Annotated in this window: 15 protein-coding genes; 11 read left to right on the plus strand and 4 right to left on the minus strand. The window is 66.7% G+C overall.

Features of this window, described 5'->3' with window-relative positions; translation table 11 throughout:
• Positions 1-49: 49 nt before the first annotated feature.
• Entirely contained in the window at positions 50-1,258 is a 1,209-nt protein-coding gene (locus VJ673_RS01450) for an HD-GYP domain-containing protein (protein WP_324124231.1), read from the minus strand.
• 134 nt (positions 1,259-1,392) lie between these two features.
• Between VJ673_RS01450 and ilvA the strand changes: the two genes are divergently transcribed.
• From ilvA to purU, 3 genes are all read left to right on the plus strand, one after another.
• Entirely contained in the window at positions 1,393-2,631 is a 1,239-nt protein-coding gene (ilvA, locus tag VJ673_RS01455; RefSeq protein WP_324124233.1) for a threonine ammonia-lyase, read from the plus strand.
• Positions 2,632-2,932: 301 nt separating this feature from the next.
• On the plus strand, positions 2,933-3,544 hold the full coding sequence (thrH, locus tag VJ673_RS01460; RefSeq protein WP_324124234.1) for a bifunctional phosphoserine phosphatase/homoserine phosphotransferase ThrH: 612 nt from the start codon (positions 2,933-2,935) through the stop codon (positions 3,542-3,544).
• A gap of 12 nt (positions 3,545-3,556) precedes the next feature.
• Positions 3,557-4,444, plus strand: coding sequence for a formyltetrahydrofolate deformylase (gene purU, locus VJ673_RS01465; protein WP_324124235.1), 888 nt, complete (start codon positions 3,557-3,559; stop codon positions 4,442-4,444).
• 141 nt (positions 4,445-4,585) lie between these two features.
• On the opposite strand, the gene VJ673_RS01470 is transcribed toward purU, so the two are convergent.
• From VJ673_RS01470 to VJ673_RS01480, 3 genes are read right to left on the minus strand one after another with little or no spacing between them, the layout of a single operon-like run.
• Positions 4,586-6,028 (minus strand): ammonium transporter, encoded by a 1,443-nt coding sequence (locus VJ673_RS01470; protein WP_324124236.1) that lies wholly within the window; start codon positions 6,026-6,028, stop codon positions 4,586-4,588.
• 10 nt (positions 6,029-6,038) lie between these two features.
• On the minus strand, positions 6,039-6,377 hold the full coding sequence (glnK, locus tag VJ673_RS01475; RefSeq protein WP_015437999.1) for a P-II family nitrogen regulator: 339 nt from the start codon (positions 6,375-6,377) through the stop codon (positions 6,039-6,041).
• 50 nt (positions 6,378-6,427) lie between these two features.
• Positions 6,428-7,189 carry a TorF family putative porin gene (locus VJ673_RS01480; protein ID WP_324124237.1) on the minus strand — a complete coding sequence of 254 codons (762 nt, stop codon included), beginning with the start codon at positions 7,187-7,189 and terminating at the stop codon, positions 6,428-6,430.
• A gap of 321 nt (positions 7,190-7,510) precedes the next feature.
• Between VJ673_RS01480 and VJ673_RS01485 the strand changes: the two genes are divergently transcribed.
• From VJ673_RS01485 to VJ673_RS01520, 8 genes are all read left to right on the plus strand, one after another.
• Entirely contained in the window at positions 7,511-7,765 is a 255-nt protein-coding gene (locus tag VJ673_RS01485; protein WP_324124238.1) for an accessory factor UbiK family protein, read from the plus strand.
• Positions 7,766-7,863: 98 nt separating this feature from the next.
• Positions 7,864-9,363: a YifB family Mg chelatase-like AAA ATPase gene (locus tag VJ673_RS01490; protein WP_324124240.1), complete on the plus strand. Its 1,500-nt coding sequence runs from the start codon at positions 7,864-7,866 to the stop codon at positions 9,361-9,363.
• A 169-nt stretch (positions 9,364-9,532) separates the two neighbouring features.
• Complete coding sequence (locus VJ673_RS01495) at positions 9,533-10,429, plus strand: DUF72 domain-containing protein (protein WP_324124241.1); 897 nt, start codon at positions 9,533-9,535, stop codon at positions 10,427-10,429.
• A 322-nt stretch (positions 10,430-10,751) separates the two neighbouring features.
• Positions 10,752-13,295: a response regulator gene (locus tag VJ673_RS01500; RefSeq protein ID WP_324124242.1), complete on the plus strand. Its 2,544-nt coding sequence runs from the start codon at positions 10,752-10,754 to the stop codon at positions 13,293-13,295.
• The gene (locus VJ673_RS01505) at positions 13,292-13,669 is read left to right on the plus strand and encodes a response regulator (protein WP_324124243.1); all 378 of its coding nucleotides are present in this window, start codon (positions 13,292-13,294) and stop codon (positions 13,667-13,669) included. Before VJ673_RS01500 ends, VJ673_RS01505 begins: the two co-directional genes overlap by 4 nt.
• 16 nt (positions 13,670-13,685) lie before the next feature.
• A complete protein-coding gene (locus tag VJ673_RS01510; protein WP_324124244.1) occupies positions 13,686-14,069 on the plus strand; it encodes a response regulator in 384 nt (127 codons plus the stop codon).
• Positions 14,070-14,071: 2 nt separating this feature from the next.
• A complete protein-coding gene (locus VJ673_RS01515; protein ID WP_324124245.1) occupies positions 14,072-16,387 on the plus strand; it encodes an EAL domain-containing protein in 2,316 nt (771 codons plus the stop codon).
• A gap of 81 nt (positions 16,388-16,468) precedes the next feature.
• A complete protein-coding gene (locus VJ673_RS01520) occupies positions 16,469-17,659 on the plus strand; it encodes a multidrug effflux MFS transporter (RefSeq protein ID WP_324124246.1) in 1,191 nt (396 codons plus the stop codon).
• Positions 17,660-17,810 lie beyond the last annotated feature (151 nt).

Raw genomic sequence — 17,810 nt, forward strand, 5'->3', positions numbered from 1 at the left:
ATCTCCGAAACGCTGGAGTCGCTGCCCGCCGACTGAACGCGGTTGCCGCTCAGCCGGCCGCGATCCACCTCTCCGGATCGATCTGCCACTTGTCGAAGTCTTCGTGTTCGATGATCACGTTGCTCGACTTTGCCAAGTCGAGGAGATGCGGCGGCACGTAGCAACGCCTGAGCGCGTCGAACATCACGAGCACCGTCGGCTGCAGCAGGTGCTCGCTGTTCTGCGCCTGCACCACCGCGAGCTTGCCGCTTTCCAGGCGCACCAGCGAACCGCTCGGATAGATGCCGACCGAGCGGATGAAGGCGTGCACGAGCTTCGGGTCGAAGTGGTACTTGCTCCATTCGAGGAGCTTCCTCAGTGCCTGCGTCGGCGGCATCCCCTTGTGATAGACGCGGTTCGACGTGATCGCGTCGTAGACGTCGACGATCGCCCCCATCTGACCGTACAGACTGATCTCGCTGCCCTTGAGCTTGTTCGGATAGCCCGTGCCGTCGTAGCGCTCATGGTGCTGAGCGGCGACGTCGAGGGCGATCTCGCTGATGCCCGGCGTGTGCTGCAGGATGAGCTTGCTCTGCACGACGTGCGACTTCATCTTGTCGAACTCGGCCTCGGTCAGCTTGGCAGGCTTGTTGAGGATGCCGTCGGGCACCTTCGCCTTGCCGACGTCATGCAATAGTGCGCCGATTGAGATCTCCTTGATGACCTCGCGTGGCAGCTCGAGCGTGCGCGCGAAGCTCGTCAGCAGCGCGCACACCGACACCGAGTGCATGAACGTGTAGTCGTCGTGATCCTTCAGGTGCAGCAGCGGCAGCAGCGCGTCGGGCTGGCGGAAGATCGAGCTGACGATCTTCTCGACCAGCGGTTCGACCTTCTCCAGCTCGATCTGCCTGCCGATCCGCACGTCGCCCATGAGATCCCGCACGATCTGCTCCGCTTCGCCCTGCAATCGGCGCGCGCGCTGGATTTCCACGTCGCGTGACACGCGTTGGACGCGTGGCTGCGGCGCCGCCGCGATGTCGCCCAGTGCCGCATCGAGTTCGCTGCGCCGGTCGTCTTCGGTCGGGGCGTCCGCCACGTCGTCGCCACGCGAGGTGTCGATATAGATCTCGTGGACGCCGATTTCGCGCACCGACATCACCGTCTGCGCATCGCTCACGAGGAACTGGTTGCGGACGAAATCGTGATCGGTCCAGTCGCAGTTCAGATCGTGGATGTACATGCCCGGGGCGAGCTGCTCGACGCGGATCAGTTTGATCATCGGAGGGATGCCGGCTAAAGGTGCATGAGTCTATCGCGGCCGCGCCGCGCCGTGCGGCGATGCAGCGGGCGTTTTGCACTGTTTTGCGGCTTAATTGATCCCTTGCGCCACAAGCGCCCCAACGAGGACCCACAATGTCACCGATTTCCCTGCCGCTCGATCTCGCGGCCCTGCGTCTCGCCCACGATCGCATCCGCGACGCCGTGATCCGCACCGTGCAGTGGCAGAACGACCCGCTATCCGAAGAACTCGGCGTGCCGTTGCGGCTCAAGCTCGAAAACCTGCAACGCACGGGCTCCTTCAAGCTGCGCGGCGCGACGCACAAGATCGGCCGCCTGCTCGACTCCGACACGCCGCCGACCGGCGTCGTCGCGGCTTCGGCCGGCAACCACGCGCAGGGCGTCGCACGCGCCGCCGCCCAATGCGGGCTGCGCGCGGTGGTCGTGATGCCGAGCAACGCGCCGCTCACCAAAATCCAGTCCTGCCGCAAGCTCGGTGCCGACGTGCGCCTCGTCGGCGACAACCTCGAAGTCGCGGCCGACGAAGCGCGTCGTCTCGCGAAGGAAGAAGACCTCGCCTTCCTGCACCCCTACGACGACTGGGACGTGATCGCCGGCCAGGCGAGCTGCGGCTTGGAGATGCTCGAAGACGCGCCGGACATGACGGTCGCGATCGTGCCGCTCGGCGGCGGCGGGCTCATCTCCGGCGTTGCGCTCGCACTCAAGCTGCAGAATCCGGCGATCCGCGTGATCGGCGTGCAGACCGAGGCGGTCGCCCCGTGGCGTACCTTCCTGCGCGACGGGGCGCTCGAGGAAGTGCCGCCCGGCGCCCACACCATCGCCGACGGCATCAAGGTCAAGCGGCCGGGACTGCTCACGCGCCAGGTCATCGCGCGCTACGTCGACGAGATCGTCACCGTCGACGACAACGCGATCGCCGAAGCCATCGTCACGCTGCTCGAACGCACCCGCACGATCGGCGAAGGCGCGGGCGTGGTCGGGCTCGCCGCGCTGATGCAGAAGAAGATCGTGCTGGCGCCCGACGACCGCGCCGTGGTCGTAATTTCGGGCGGCAACGTGGACATGACGCTCGTCGGACGTTCGATCGACTACGGTCTCGCGTCGAGCGGCCGGCTGATGTGCGTCGCGGTGACGATCTCGGACGCACCGGGGCAGTTGCTGGGACTCTTGAAGACGGTCGCGGAACTCGGGATGAACGTCCGCCACGTGGAACATCGGCGTGGCGAATTGCATGTACCGGTGGGCATGACCGAGGTGATCCTGCAGATGGAGACGCGGGACCTCGATCATCAGCGTGCGCTGCTGACGCTGCTTGCGACCCAAGGGCTGCGGGTGCGCAATCTCGTCGTGTAAACGTGTAACGAAATCCTGGCCGTAGACAGAAAAGCGGGGCTGCCGAAGCAGCCCCGAAAATGGCCTCCATCGGGGCCAAAGGGTTACACCATTGCCCACATTATAGGGCCTAATGTCAGAGACAGCAGGCAATAATTCCCAGTTCCCGGATACAAGAAAAAAATTTTTGTTACACGGTCGGCACGCCCCGATGCCGTTGTCCTGACGGCCGTCTCGCGCTGCGCGACGCCAAGCCGGCACGTGCCGCTTCCCGACTGTTAGAATCCGGTCTTTGCCCATCGCCGCTACAGGAATATTGCCCGTGCAGATCGTCTGTCTCGACCTCGAAGGTGTGCTGGTTCCCGAAATCTGGATCGAATTCGCCGAGCGTACCGGCATTCCCGAGCTGCGTCGCACGACGCGCGACGAGCCGAACTACGACACGCTGATGAAGTACCGGCTGAACCTCCTCGCGGAAAGGAAGCTGGGCCTGCCGGACATCCAGGACGTCATCGCCAGCATGGGCCCGATGCCCGGCGCGCGCGACTTCCTCGACGACCTGCGTTCGAGCTATCAGGTCGTGATCCTGTCCGACACCTTCCAGGAATTCGCCAAGCCGCTGATGAAGCAGCTCGGCTGGCCGACGCTGCTGTGCCACTCGCTCGTCGCCGACGAGCAGGGCATGCTCGTCGACTACCGCCTGCGCATGCCGGACCAGAAGCGCGAGGCGGTCAAGCGCTTCAAGGAGTTGAAGCTCACCGTCGTTGCCGCGGGCGACTCGTACAACGACACGGCGATGCTGGGCGAAGCCCACGGCGGCATCCTGTTCCATCCGCCGGAAAACGTGATCCGCGAATTCCCGCAGTTCCCGGTCACACGCAGCTACCCGGAACTGCGGCGCGAGATCGACAAGGCTTTCGCGCGCGTCGCCTGACGGGCTCCCGCGATGCACCGCGAACGCTTCTTTACCCTGTCGGCGTCCTGCCCCGACCGCGTCGGCATCGTCGCGCGCGTGTCGGGCTTCATCGCCGAGCACAACGGCTGGATCCTCGAGACCTCGCTGCACGCCGAGCCTCCCCGCGTCGACGCAAGCGAGGCCGAGGCCATCGGGCGCTACTTCATGCGCATCGAGATCAAGGCCTCCTCGCTGCCCTTCCACCTCGCCGAATTCCGCGAACGCTTCCGTCCGCTCGCCGAAGAGCTCGAGATGGACTGGACGATCACCGACTCGGCCGTCAAGAAACGCGTCGTCGTGCTCGTGTCGAAGCAGGAACACTGCCTCTACGATCTGTTGGCGCGCTGGCAGTCGAAGGAGCTCGACGTCGAGATCGCCTGCGTGATCTCGAACCACGACACCTTCCGCGGCTTCGTCGAGTGGCACGGCATTCCCTTCCATCATGTGCCGGTGACGCCCGACAACAAGATTTCGGCTTACGCCGAAGTGCGCCGCATCTTCGAGGAAGTGCGCGGCGACACGATGGTGCTCGCGCGCTACATGCAGGTGCTCGCGCCCGACCTGTGCGCAGCGTACCCGGGGCGCATCATCAACATCCACCACAGCTTCCTGCCGAGCTTTGTCGGCGCGAAGCCCTACCATCAGGCCTGGGCGAAGGGCGTGAAGCTGATCGGGGCGACCTGCCACTACGTCACCGCCGAGCTCGACCAGGGCCCGATCATCGAGCAGGACGTGATCCGCATCGATCATTCCGATTCGGTCGACGACATGGTGCGCTACGGCAAGGACATCGAGAAGACGGTGCTCGCGCGCGGCCTGCGCTACCACCTCGAAGGACGCGTGCTGCTGCACGGGAACAAGACCATCGTGTTCCGCTGAACAGCGGACTCCATCGCACCAGAACAGGGCGCTCTCGGGCGCCCTGTTTTCGTTTCGGTGGCGTGAACGAAAACGGGCACCCCGAAGGGTGCCCGTCCTTGCATGCCGGGTGGAGCGGCCCGGCTTGCCTTGATGCCCGAATTACAGGTGATAGGCGGTTTCGCCGTGCGACGTGATGTCGAGGCCTTCGCGTTCCTGATCTTCCGGCACACGCAGACCGACCAGCAGATCGACGATCTTGTAGGCGATGACCGAGACGACGGCCGACCAGACGATCGCGACACCGACGCCCCAGGCCTGGCTCGCGACCTGTGCGGCGAGGTCGAAGGAGCCGACCGCGTTCGCGACGTAGTCGTACACCCCGGTGCCGCCCAGATCCGGATCGACGAACACGCCGGTCAGCATCGCGCCGAGGATGCCGCCCACGCCATGCACGCCGAACACGTCGAGCGCGTCGTCGGCGCCGAGCATGCGCTTCAGGCCATTGACACCCCACAGGCAGACCACGCCGGCAAGGAGCCCGATCACGAGGCCGCCCATCGGGCCGACCCAGCCGCAAGCCGGGGTGATCGCCACGAGGCCGGCGACGGCACCCGAAGCGGCGCCCAGCAGCGAGGGCTTACCCTTCATCATCCATTCGGCGAACATCCAGGACAGGGCCGCGGCGGCGGTCGCGACCATCGTGTTCAGGAAGGCCATCGCGGTCAGGCCGTTGGCTTCGAGGTTGGACCCGGCGTTGAAGCCGAACCAGCCCACCCACAGCATCGAGGCACCGATCATGGTCATCGTCAGCGAGTGCGGAGCCATCGATTCGCGGCCGTAGCCGACGCGCTTGCCGATCATGAAGGCACCGACGATACCGGCGACGGCGGCGTTGATATGCACCACGGTGCCGCCGGCGAAGTCGAGCGCGCCCTTCTGGAACAGGAAGCCTGCGGTCGCGGCAGCCGCTTCACCCGCGGCAGCGTCCGTGTAGGCATCCGGGCCCGCCCAGTACCACACCATGTGGGCCATCGGGAGGTAGGAGAAGGTGAACCAGATCACCATGAAGAGCAGCACGGCGGTGAATTTCATCCGCTCGGCGAAGGCGCCGATGATCAGGGCCGGGGTGATCGCCGCGAAGGTCGCCTGGAACACGACATAGACGAACTCGGGGATCGCGACACCCTTGCTGAAGGTGGCTGCGACGGAGTCGACCGTGATGCCCTTCAGGAAGACCTTCGATAGCCCGCCGAAGAAGGCGTTGCCCTCGGTGAAGGCGAGACTGTAGCCATAGATGAACCACAGCACGATCATCAGCGAGAAGATCACGAAGACCTGCATCAGCACCGACAGCATGTTCTTCGAGCGCACGAGACCGCCGTAGAACAGTGCGAGGCCGGGGATCGACATGAAGGCGACGAGCGCCGTGGAGATCAGCATCCAGGCGGTGTCGCCCTTGTTGACCGTCGGTGCGGGCGCCGCAGCCGGGGCGGCGGCGGCCGCAGCGTCGGCAGTGGCGGCGGCGGGCGCGTCATCGGCGAAGGCGAGGCCGGTGAAGGCCATCGCCAGTATCGTCAGCAGGACTGCGAATAGTTTTTTCATGGCGTTCCCCTTACAGCGCGTCGGTGCCGGTTTCGCCGGTCCGGATGCGGATGGCCTGCTCGAGATCGAAGACGAAGATCTTGCCGTCGCCGATCTTGCCGGTCGCGGCGGCCTTCTCGATCGCCTCGATGACCTGGTCAAGCAGCTCGCTGCGCACGGCCGCCTCGATCTTCACCTTGGGGAGGAAGTCGACGACGTATTCGGCGCCGCGATACAGCTCGGTATGACCCTTCTGGCGACCGAAGCCCTTGACCTCGGTGACCGTGATGCCCTGCACGCCGATCGCCGAGAGCGCTTCGCGCACTTCGTCGAGCTTGAACGGCTTGATGATGGCTGTGACGAATTTCATGTTGGTTTCCTTTCAATCAAGCGGGGCGCTGGCCCCGCGGCGGAGCGCAATCAGAACGACTTCGCGACGCTGAAGATCACGCGCGGCTCGGCGATATCGACATGGTTGATGTCGGTGTCGACGTAGTGCAGACCGAGGGTCACGCCCGCAATCGCCTTGGTTACGCCGATCTTCCAGTCGTTGTACGACTCGGCCGGGCCGGCGATGACCTGGCGGCCGAAGTGGGCGTTGAGGGTCCAGCCGTCGGCGATCTCGTAGGCCGCTGACAGGTCGAGATACTTGGAGCCGTCCGAGTCCGGCGCGCCGAAGAGATTCGTGAAGGCGTGCGAGTACTTGAAGGTCAGGAACTTGTACGACAGGCCGACATAGCCTTCGAGCGTGTCCGGGCGCTTGGCGACGGAGTCGCGCCAGGTCTTCGTGTAGCGGCCCGGATAGACGTATTGCAGCAGGCCGACGTCGTAGCCGAAGTCGCCGATCGTGCCCTTGTAGCCGCCGTACACGTCGACTTCGAGGCTGTTATGCGAGGACTTGAAGCTCGCGCCGGCATCGCGTGCGGCGTCTTCGGAGTCGCGGATCCAGGACACGTTCGAGCCCCACACGCCGACGTACAGGCCGCTCGAATGCGCGTAGTCGAAGCCGCCCTGCAGCGCCATCTTCTCGTCGGTCTGGCTGATGCCGCGGTAGGCGTAGTCGGACACCAGCGAAACGTTGGCCGTCACCGGGTTGTCGGCGGCCTCTTCGGCGAAGGCGGAGCCGGCGGAGAGCAGTGGGAGCGCTGCAAGGACTGCGGTCGCGAGGATACGCTTGTTCATATTGGACTCCTTGACGAGATGATTTTTGGCAATGACTGCTATGCACGCGCCGTGCCAGTTGGCGAATACTCGATTCAAGTCGTTGATAAGAAAAGAATAAGAGGTCCGGTGTAACCCGTTCCGGTATACGACTTTTGTGCAGTCGCACACGGCGGCCCCGGCGCTTGCACCATTGCAGTGCGTCCGTGAGCCGTCGTGGTGCGAAAACAGTGCGTTGCCGCCTCGTGCGGCCCCAAGCAGGCACCGTCAGTGTGCAGAGGCTCGATGTGCCGAAGGCCGTGCTAGACTTCTTGCCTTTCCGAAACGCATCTGAGGCCCCTCATGGCAGGTCCGCGCATCCTCGACGACATCGGCTCCAAGCTCTCGGAACTCGCCGCGAGCAATCCTGCGCGGGATTTCGAAAAGAACGCCAAGGCGCTGCTGGGCAGCATGTTCGGCCGCCTGGACCTCGTTACGCGCGAGGAATTCGACGTGCAGCGCGAACTGCTCGCCCACACGCGCCAGAAGCTCGCCGAACTCGAAGATCGGGTGGCCGGACTCGAGCGCGAACTCGCGCGTGCGCGCGGCGAGGCTTGATCCGGCGCGAACGACGAGCCGCGTGCCAGCATTCTGGAATAACGTTTTGTCATTATCGTGACCTCCGGTAGACTGCTGCAAGTCTCCCGGAGGTCACAATGTCGCTCGCCCTGATCCGTACCCGGGCGCTCGCCGGTCTCGGCGCGCCAGAGGTCACGGTCGAAGTCCATCTCGCCAACGGTCTGCCCGCATTCAACCTCGTCGGGCTCCCCGACACCGAGGTACGCGAGGCGCGCGACCGCGTGCGCGCGGCGATCGTCACGTCGCAGTTCGAATTCCCGCAACGCCGCATCACCGTCAATCTCGCGCCGGCCGACCTGCCTAAGGAGGGCGGACGCTTCGACCTGCCGATCGCGCTGGGCATCCTCGTCGCGTCGGGCCAGGTCGAGGCGGCGGCGCTCGCGCAGCATGAGTTCGTCGGCGAACTGTCGCTCGACGGCAGCCTGCGTCCGGTGCGCGGCGCGCTATCGATGGCGCTCGCGAACGCACGTGCGGGGCGCGCGCTGGTTCTGCCGGCGGTCAACGCCGACGAGGCGGCGCTCGCGACCGGCGCGAAGATCCTCCCCGCCGCGAGCCTGCTGGCTGTGTGCGCACATCTGAACGGCCACACCAAGCTCGAGCCGCATCCCGCGCCGCAGATCGCCGGTGCGGCCGACGCCGACGCGGATCTCGCGGACGTCAAAGGACAACTGCAGGCGCGCCGGGCACTCGAAGTCGCGGCGGCGGGACAGCATTCCTTGCTGATGTTCGGCCCGCCCGGCACCGGCAAGTCGATGCTCGCGCGTCGCCTGCCGGGCCTGCTGCCGCCGATGGACGATGCCGAGGCGCTCGAGAGCGCGGCGATCCAGTCGGTCGAGGGCGGCTTCGATGCGTCGCGCTGGCGCCGTCGCGCCTATCGGGCGCCGCATCACTCGGCCTCGGCGCCGGCGCTGGTGGGCGGTGGTTCGACGCCGCGGCCCGGCGAAATCAGTCTCGCGCACCATGGGGTGCTCTTCCTCGACGAGTTGCCCGAGTTCAATCGCCGTGTGCTCGAGGCGCTGCGCGAACCACTCGAGACCGGCGTCGTGACGGTGTCGCGCTCGCGCCAACGGGCGGAGTTTCCGGCGCGCTTCCAGCTCGTCGCGGCGATGAATCCCTGCCCTTGCGGGCATGCGGGCAATCCGCGCGGACAGTGTCGGTGCACGCCGGATCAGGTCGCGCGCTATCGCGGGCGGCTCTCCGGCCCCTTGCTCGACCGGATGGACATCACGATCGAGGTGCCGCTGCTCGATCACGCGGAGCTCGTCGCGCAGCCGGCCGGTGAAGCGAGCGGCACGGTGCGCGAGCGCGTAGGGCGCGCGTGGGCGATCCAGCGCGAACGCCAGGGCGTGCCGAACAGCCAGCTCCCCGCGGGACGTGTCGATGCGCTATGCGCGCCGGACAGCGCGGGGCAGGGCTTGCTCGACCAGGCGGTTCGGCGGCTGAACCTGTCGGCGCGCGGCTACCACCGCATCCTGAAGGTCGCGCGCACGATCGCCGACCTGGCCGGCGCAGAGCGCGTTGGCACGACGCATCTCGCGGAAGCGATCCAGTATCGGCGCGGGCTCGACGCACGCTAGTGGTCTGCTGCGAAAATCAAGGGACCGGACGAAAGCGATCGATTGCGACCGTGGCATGGCGCCAACCGCAGGCGGGGCGCTCGCCCGGGCGCCTGCAACCTTGGCTCACACATCCGGACTTCGATTCGGGTGCCATCGACGGCATGATGAGCGGAGGAGGGCGTAGATCATGGACTCCATCCTGGTGGGAACGGCCTCGTGGACCGATCCGACGCTGATCGAATCCGGCTGGTACCCGGAGGGCGCCAAGGGGGCCGAGGGACGGCTCAGGTACTATGCGTCGCAGTTTCCGGTCGTCGAGGTGGATAGTTCCTTTTACGCCTTGCCGAACCCGCGCAACGCGACCTTGTGGGCCGAGCGCACGCCCGACGACTTCGTCTTCGACATCAAGGCCTACCGGCTCTTCACCGGCCACCCGACCCCCTTGTCGGCGCTGCCGCCGGACGTCCGTGAGGCGCTCGGGACGGTGGCCAAGGAGCGCGTCTATGGCGCCGACGTGCCGCGTGAGCTGACTGAGGAGCTGTGGCGGCGCTTTACGCTCGCGCTGCGGCCCCTGGATGCGGCGGGCAAGCTCGGCACCATCCTGCTGCAGTTTCCGCCCTGGTACGTCTATCGGCCGTCGAATCTGGAGCACATCCTGCATTGCGTCGCCGAACTGGCGCCTTACGCCGCAGCGGTGGAGTTCCGGCACCGTTCGTGGTTCGACGACAGGCATCGCGAATCGGTGCTGGCCTTTCTGCGCGAGCAGGGTCTCGTCCACGTCGTCGTCGATGAGCCGCAGGCGGGCGCGGCGAGCGTTCCGCAGGTGTGGGAGGTGACTTCGTCCGCCGGAGCGATCTTTCGGCTGCACGGGCGCAACGTCGAGGCGTGGCTCGCGAAGGGCGCGCGTTCGGCGGCCGATCGCTTCGACTATCGCTACAACGAGGCCGAGCTGCGTGAATTCATCGGTCCGGTCCGCGCGCTCGCGCAGCGGGCCCGGCGCGTCCACGTGCTGTTCAACAATTGTCATGGCGACGACGGCGTGCGCAATGCCTTCCAGTTTCGCGAACTACTCGCGTCCGATTAGCCGTATATGCCCATGCGCACAGTAATGTCATTTCGAATCATTGGCTTGTAATTCGCGGCCGATCCCGTTTGTGTGGGGAATATGCCCCATTCCGCGCGGCGAGCGCCATTGCTAATGGCATTGCCAATGGCTATCCTGCTAAGGGAAATCGGAATCGTCCGGTACTGCCGAGGGGGAATGGAAATACCGTGTGGGCGGCCAGTGTCGGAAGCCGGTTCCGGTCGATGCCGCATCGTGGTGTTCCGTCGGCAATGGACCGATTCTTTCCGATGACCGCTCGACACGAGGAGGAAGCAGGTGTCGCCGGTCGAGCAGAGGTGTCATGCAGCACGGGTTTGGTAATGAGCCACCGGCCTTCTTAGCCACCGTACAGCCCGATCGCGCCCAGCACCGGCTGGCGCTCGTGGTGATTGGTGTGTCCCTGGCCTTCTTTGCTGCCGCCGTGCCTTTCGCCCAGGTGCAGCTGCCGAAGGTCTGGGCGTTCATCCCGGTCTACCAGTCCGCTTTCGTGGTCTTCGACCTGATCACGGCGGGACTGCTTTTCGGCCAGTTTTACATCCTGCGCTCCACGGGCCTGGTGGTGCTGGCCGCGGGTTATCTCTACACGGCCTTGATGGCCATCCTGCACGCCTTGAGCTTTCCCGGCCTCTTTGCGGACCAGGGCGTGCTCGGCGGCGGGCCGCAGACGACCGCGTGGTTGTACATGTTCTGGCATGGCGGCTTCCCGCTCTTCGTGATCGCCTACGCGGAGCTGAAGGGCAAGATGCCGAGGGCGGGCGGCAGCAGGCGCGGTTCGAGGGCGGTGATCGGCGGCAGCGTCGTCGCGGTGGTGGCGCTCGTGGCCACGCTCGGCGCCCTGGCGACATCGGGCCATGAACACATGCCCGCGATCATGACCGGTAACCGCTATACGCCGACGATGATCGCGGTGGTCTCCAGCACCTGGGCCTTCAGCTTGATGGCCTTGATCGTGCTGTGGCGCCGTCGCCCGCATTCGGTCCTCGACCTGTGGCTGATGGTGGTCGCCTTCGTGTGGATGCTCGACATCGCGCTGGCCGCGGTGCTCAATGCCGGGCGTTTCGACCTCGGCTTTTACGCCGGCCGGATCTACGGCCTGATCGCGGCGAGCTTCGTGCTCATGATGCTGCTGCTCGAAAGCGGCGTCCTATACACGCGGCTCGTCGAGTCGCATGCGCGCGAGCGCGAGAAGTCCGCCGAACTGGGGCAGCTGGGCCGGGCGCTGGAGCTCGTGAACGCGGCGCTGGAAGAGACCAACCAGCAACTGCAGGACGCGAGCAAGCGCAAGTCGGAGTTCCTCGCCAACATGTCGCACGAGCTGCGCACGCCGCTCAACGCGATCATCGGCTTCTCCGAAGTACTGAAGGACGGCTTGATGGGCGAGATGCCGCCGCGTCAGCGCGAGTTCGTCACGGACATTTTCAATAGCGGGCGTCACCTGTTGTCGCTGATCAACGACATCCTAGACCTGTCGAAGATCGAGGCCGGCAAGATGGAGCTCGATCTGGAGCGCGTCGAAGTCGGCACGCTGCTGACGGACAGCCTGTCGGTGGTCAAGGAGAAGGCGGCGGCGCACGTCGTGAGGCTGCGCGATGAGGTGCCGGAGGGTTTGCCGGCGATCTGCGTCGATCCGCGCAAGGTCAAGCAGATCCTCTACAACCTGCTGTCGAACGCGGTGAAGTTCACACCGGAGCAGGGGGGGGTGACGCTGCGCGCACGCCGCGTCGGGCGCGCGGAGATCGAGAACTGGACGACCGACCGGCCGCTGCACGTGCGTCTGCCCTTGCCGCAGGACGGGTTCTCGGACTTCCTCGAGGTGACGGTGGAGGATTCGGGCATCGGCATCCGGGCCGAGGACGCGCCGCGCCTGTTCCAGCCCTTCAGCCAGCTCGATTCCTCGCTCGCGCGCCGCTTCGAAGGCACGGGTCTGGGGCTTGCGCTGGTGGTGAAGATGGCGCATCTGCACGGGGGAACGGTCGCCGTGACGAGCCGGCCGGGCGAGGGCAGCGGCTTCACGGTGTGGCTGCCGTGGCGCGTCCCGGAGGAGGCGGGCGAGGTGCCGCCCGCAAGCGGGCCGGCGCGCGAGGGCCGGCGTCTCGCGCTGGTGCTGGAGGACAACGACGAGGCGGCGGCCTTGTTGCGCGTGCAGCTCGAAGCCGAAGGGCTGGACGTGCTGCGCGTTGCCAGCGCCGAGGCAGCGCTGGAGCTGCGCGCGACTGAGCGCCCGGTCGTGATCGTGCTGGACATCCTGCTGCCGGGCGCGGACGGGTGGGAGTTCCTCGAACGGATCAAGCAGGAGGGCTCGCCGTGGGCCGACACGCCGGTCGTGATCTGTTCGATCCTGGACGACTTCCGGCGCGGTTTTTCGCTCGGGGCGGCGCACGTGCTGCAGAAGCCCGTGAGCCGCGAGGAACTGGGGGCGGCGCTCGCGAGTCTCGGATTGCACGGGTCGGCGAGTTCGCCGGCGAGGGTGTTGATCGTCGATGACGACATCCGCGCGGTCGATCTGATGGCGGCCTATCTTGCCGAACCGGGCTACCTCGTGTCGCGCGCCTACGGCGGCGAGGACGGCATCGCTGCAGCACGGCGGGAACGCCCCGACCTGCTGGTGCTCGATCTGATGATGCCGGGGATGAGCGGCTTCGAAGTCGTCGATGCGCTCAAGCAGGATCCGGCGACGGCAGCCATCCCGATCGTGGTCGTGACGGCGAAGCAATTGACGGCGGCCGACCGCGCCGATCTGAACGGACATGTGATGGCGATCGTCGAAAAGGCCGCCTTCGATCAGCAACAGTTCGCCGCCGAGGTGCGTCGTGCGCTGGCGGTGCCGCAACAGGAGATGTCATGACCACGACGGTGCTCGTCATCGAGGACACGCCCGCCAACATGAAGCTCGTGACCATGTTGCTCGAGCACGCGGGCTACGCGGTCCTGCAGGCGACGGATGCCGTGGCGGGCATCGAGCTCGCGCGCGCGCACCACCCGCAGCTGATCCTGATGGACATGCAGCTGCCGGGCATGGACGGGCTGGAGGCGACGCGCGTGCTGAAGACGGATGCGGCGACGCGGGACATCCGGATCGTGGCGCTGACGGCTTTTGCGATGAAGGGGGACGAGCAGCGGATGCTGAACGCGGGCTGCGATGCGTATATCGCCAAGCCGATCCAGTACAAGGAATTCCTCGTCGAGGTGGCGAGCGTGCTGGAAGAAGAAGGTAAGTGAGCGAAGGTAAGCAAGCATGCCCAGGACTGCTCCCCCCAGCGTGCTGATCGTCGATGACGATCCCCGCAATCGCAAGCTGATCGAGACCTTGCTGCGCGTCGACGGCTTCGACGTCAGGGCGGCCGATTCGGGCGCCGCTGCGCTGGCGGCCGTCGCTGCCGCGCTGCCCGACCTCGTCCTGCTCGACCTGATGATGCCGGGCATGGATGGCTTCGAGGTGGTGCGGCGCCTGAAGGCCGATCCGGCGGCGAGCGGCGTGCCGATCGTGATGGTGACGGCCCTCGACGATGCCGCCTCGCGTGCGCGGCTGGCTGCGGCCGGCGTCGAGCGGGTGCTCGTGAAGCCGGTGGATCGCTGGCAACTGAAGGCGCTGATGGCGGAGCTCCTCGGACCGGAGTAGCCATGACCGACAAGAAAACGATCGCAGATCTCGCCTCGGCGAGGGACAAGCTGGAGCGGCTGACGCGGCTCTACGCGATGCTGAGCCGGATCAACCGCAGCATCGTGCGCCTCGATGACCCCTACGAGCTCTACGAGAACACGTGCCGCATGGCGGTCGAGGAGGGCGGTTTCCTGTTCGCCTGGATCGGGCTGTTCGAACCGGGCGGAACGCGGATGCAGGCGGTGGCGCGTGCCGGCGCCCCGGTCGAGTTCGCGCGGGTGGGCGCCGGTGCGGCCGAGAGCACCGATGGCTGGAGTGCGTCCGGTGCGGTGATCCGCGAAGGGCGTCCGTGCATCGTCAACGAGGTCGACGTGGAACTGAGTCCGGCGTCGCCCTGGAAGGGCATCCTGCGCGAGGTCGGCGCGCGCTCGGCGGCGGCATTGCCGCTGATGATGGAGAACGCCGTCGCCGGTGTGCTGGTGGTCGGAGCGGAGAAGCCCGGTTGCTTCCTCGACGCGGAGCTGCAGCTGCTCAACGAGGTCGCGGAGGACATCTCCTTCGCGCTGCGCGTGATGCGCCGGGAAGAGGAGCGGCTCGCGGCCGAGACGAAGATCCAGTATCTCGCCTACTACGACGCGGAGACTGGGCTCCCCGGCCGCGCGCTGCTCGCGGAACGGCTGGCGGCAGCCGGCGAGCGCATCGTGCTGGCGGTGAGTCTGCGCCGCTACCACGCGATCCTGCAGGCCCTCGGGCAGGCGGCCGGCGTGCAGCTCGCGCGCACGGTGGCCGCGAGACTGGAGAGCCTGCTGCCGACGGCGGCGGTCGGGCGCTTCAATCCCTCGGAGTTCGGCTGCCTGCTGCAGCCGCCGGAAGGTCTGCACGCGGTCGAGGAGATCGCGTGGCAGCTGCATCAAGGGCTGGCCGAACCCTTCCTGATCGACGGTAGCGAGGTCTTCCTCGATCCCTTCGTCGGCATCGCCATGCATCCGCTCGACGGCGACGCGGCGCAGGCGATCGACGCGGCGGTGCTGGCGGCGGGCACGGGCGCGAAGGGAGCGAGCGGCTTCTGCCGCTTCTTCGTCGCCGGCATGGACGGCGGTTCGCGCCATCAGCTCGACGTGGAGGCGGCCTTGCGCCGGGCGCTCGAACGGGGCGAACTGGAGCTGCACTACCAGCCCCAGGTCGATGTCGCGAGCGGGCGCGTCGTCGGCGCGGAGGCGCTGTTGCGCTGGCAGCGCCCCGGCCATGGCCTCGTGCTGCCGTCGCAATTCATCCCGATGCTGGAGGCGACCGGCCTGATCGTGCCGGTCGGCGAATGGGTCATCGCCGAGGCCTGCGCCAGCGCGAAACGCTGGCAGGCCGAGGGCCTGATGCCCTTCCGCATGGCGGTCAATCTGTCCGCCCGCCAGTTCCAGAGCGGCGATGTCGGAGAACTGGTGCGGCGTTCGCTCGCCGACACCGGGCTCGAGCACCGCTGGCTGGAGCTCGAGGTCACCGAGAGCGCGGTGCTGCTCAATGCCGACGCGGTGATCCGCACGCTCAACGAGCTGAAGTCGCAGGGCGTGAGCCATGCGCTGGACGATTTCGGGACCGGTTATTCATCGCTGAGTTATCTGCAGCGCCTGCCCGTGAGCCGGATCAAGATCGACCAGAGTTTCGTCGCCGGCGTCACGTCCAATCCGCAGAGCGCGGCGATCGTGCGGGCGGTGGTGGGGATGGCGCACAGCCTGAAGCTCACGGTCATCGCCGAGGGCGTCGAGACCGATGGTCAGCTCGCCTTCCTGCGCGGCCTCGGCTGCGAGGAGATCCAGGGCTTCTACTTCAGCCGTGCCTTGCCGGGCGACGAGTTTGCCGCGCTGTTGCGCGAAAACCGCTGCATTCCGCCCGCCCAGCCGATGCCGCCGCCCGAGCGCGTGCTGCTGGTGGTGGACGACGAAGCGCATGTGCTGTCGGCGCTGCGCCGCTCGCTGCGGCACTCGGATTTCCGCGTCCTTACGGCGACGGGGGCGCTGGAAGGTTTCGAACGCCTCGCGAGCCATCCGGTCGGGGTCGTCTTGTGCGACCAGCGCATGACGGAGATGACCGGGACCGAGTTCCTGCGCCGGGTGCGCGATCTTTATCCGGGCGTGGTGAGGATCGTGCTGTCCGGCTATACCGACCTGACGTCGGTGATCGACGCGGTCAATCGCGGCGCGATCTTCAAGTTCATGACCAAGCCCTGGGACGACGCGGCGCTGCTCGAATGCCTGCAGGATGCCTTCCGCCTGCATGAGATAGACCGCCAGAACCGGGAGCTGTCGTTGCGCCTGGACGAGGTGACGGGCAGCGGGCGATGAGGGCGGCGCACGGTATCATGGCGGGATGAAGGCGGCCCGCGCGGGCCGCGAACAATACAAGAAATTCCCCCAGAGCCCCCAATGCCCGCATCGTCCCCCTGGCTGGCGTTCGTCCTTGCCGCGCTGGCCGCCATCGGTCCGTTTTCGATCGATACCTACCTGCCGGCGTTTCCGGCGATCGGCGAATCGCTGTCGGCGAGCTCGGTCGAGATCCAGCAGACGCTGACCTCCTACATGGCGACCTTCGCCTTCATGGTGCTGTGGCACGGGGCGCTGTCCGACCGCTTCGGCCGGCGGCGCGTGATCATCGTCGCGATGGTGATGTTCGCACTCGCGTCCCTCGTGTGCGCGGCGGCGCCGTCGATCGGCTGGCTGTGGGCCGGGCGGGGGCTGCAGGGCATGTCGGCAGGCGCCGGCATGGTCGTCGGGCGGGCGGTGGTGCGTGACATCTTCGACGGCGCTGAGGCGCAGCGCCTGATGTCGCGCGTGATGTTGATCTTCGCCGTGGCGCCGGCCGTGGCGCCGGTGATCGGCGGGGCGCTGCTCGCGCTGGCGGGCTGGCGGGCGGTCTTCGTCTTCCTCGCGGCCTTCGGCGCGCTGCTCGCGTTCATGACTTGGGGCTTCCTGCCTGAGACGCTGCCCGTCGCGGCGCGTCATCCGCTGCACCCGGTCACGCTCGGGCGCGCCTACACGCGCGTGCTGGGCAGCGCCGCCTTCGTGCTGCTGGCGGGCGCGGTCGCGTTCAACTTCAACGGCTTCTTCCTCTACGTGCTGTCCGCGCCGGTGTTCCTGATGAAGCACCTGGGACTCGGCGCGCAGCAGTTCGGCTGGATGTTCATGCCGGCGGTGGTGGGCATGATGAGCGGCTCGGCCTTGTCGGGCCGGGTGGCCGAGCGCTGGCATCCGCGGCGCACGATCGCAACGGGTTTCGCCGTCATGGCGAGCGCGGCAGTGCTCAACCTGCTCGTGTCCGGCCTGCTGACGCCGGGCCTGCCGTGGTCGGTCGTGCCGATCGTGATCTACACCTTCGGCATGGCGCTCTCGATGCCCAGCCTGACGCTGCTCGCGCTGGACCTCTTCCCGGCGCGGCGCGGGCTCGCGTCGAGCTGCCAGAGCTTTCTGCAGGTCGGCATCAATTCCGTCACCGCCGGCGGCCTCGCGCCGCTGTGCTGGTCGACGCCGCTGCTGCTCGCCGCCGGCATGGCGAGCTTCCTCGCGCTCGGCGGTCTCGCCTTCTTCAGCTGGCGTCGTCGCTACGCCGCCGCGGCCTAGCGCCGCTGCTGCGCCGCCGCACGCCGTGCGCGGGCTTTCCTATACCCATATCGTTTGTATGGTTTTGCAGAAAATCATGACGCCCGCTTCATGATCCGGCCCTGTTGCGCGCTTCCGCATGTCGCCACGATAGCGACATCTCGGAAACGCA

Source organism: Aromatoleum sp. (genome assembly GCF_035254505.1).
GTDB lineage: Bacteria > Pseudomonadota > Gammaproteobacteria > Burkholderiales > Rhodocyclaceae > Aromatoleum.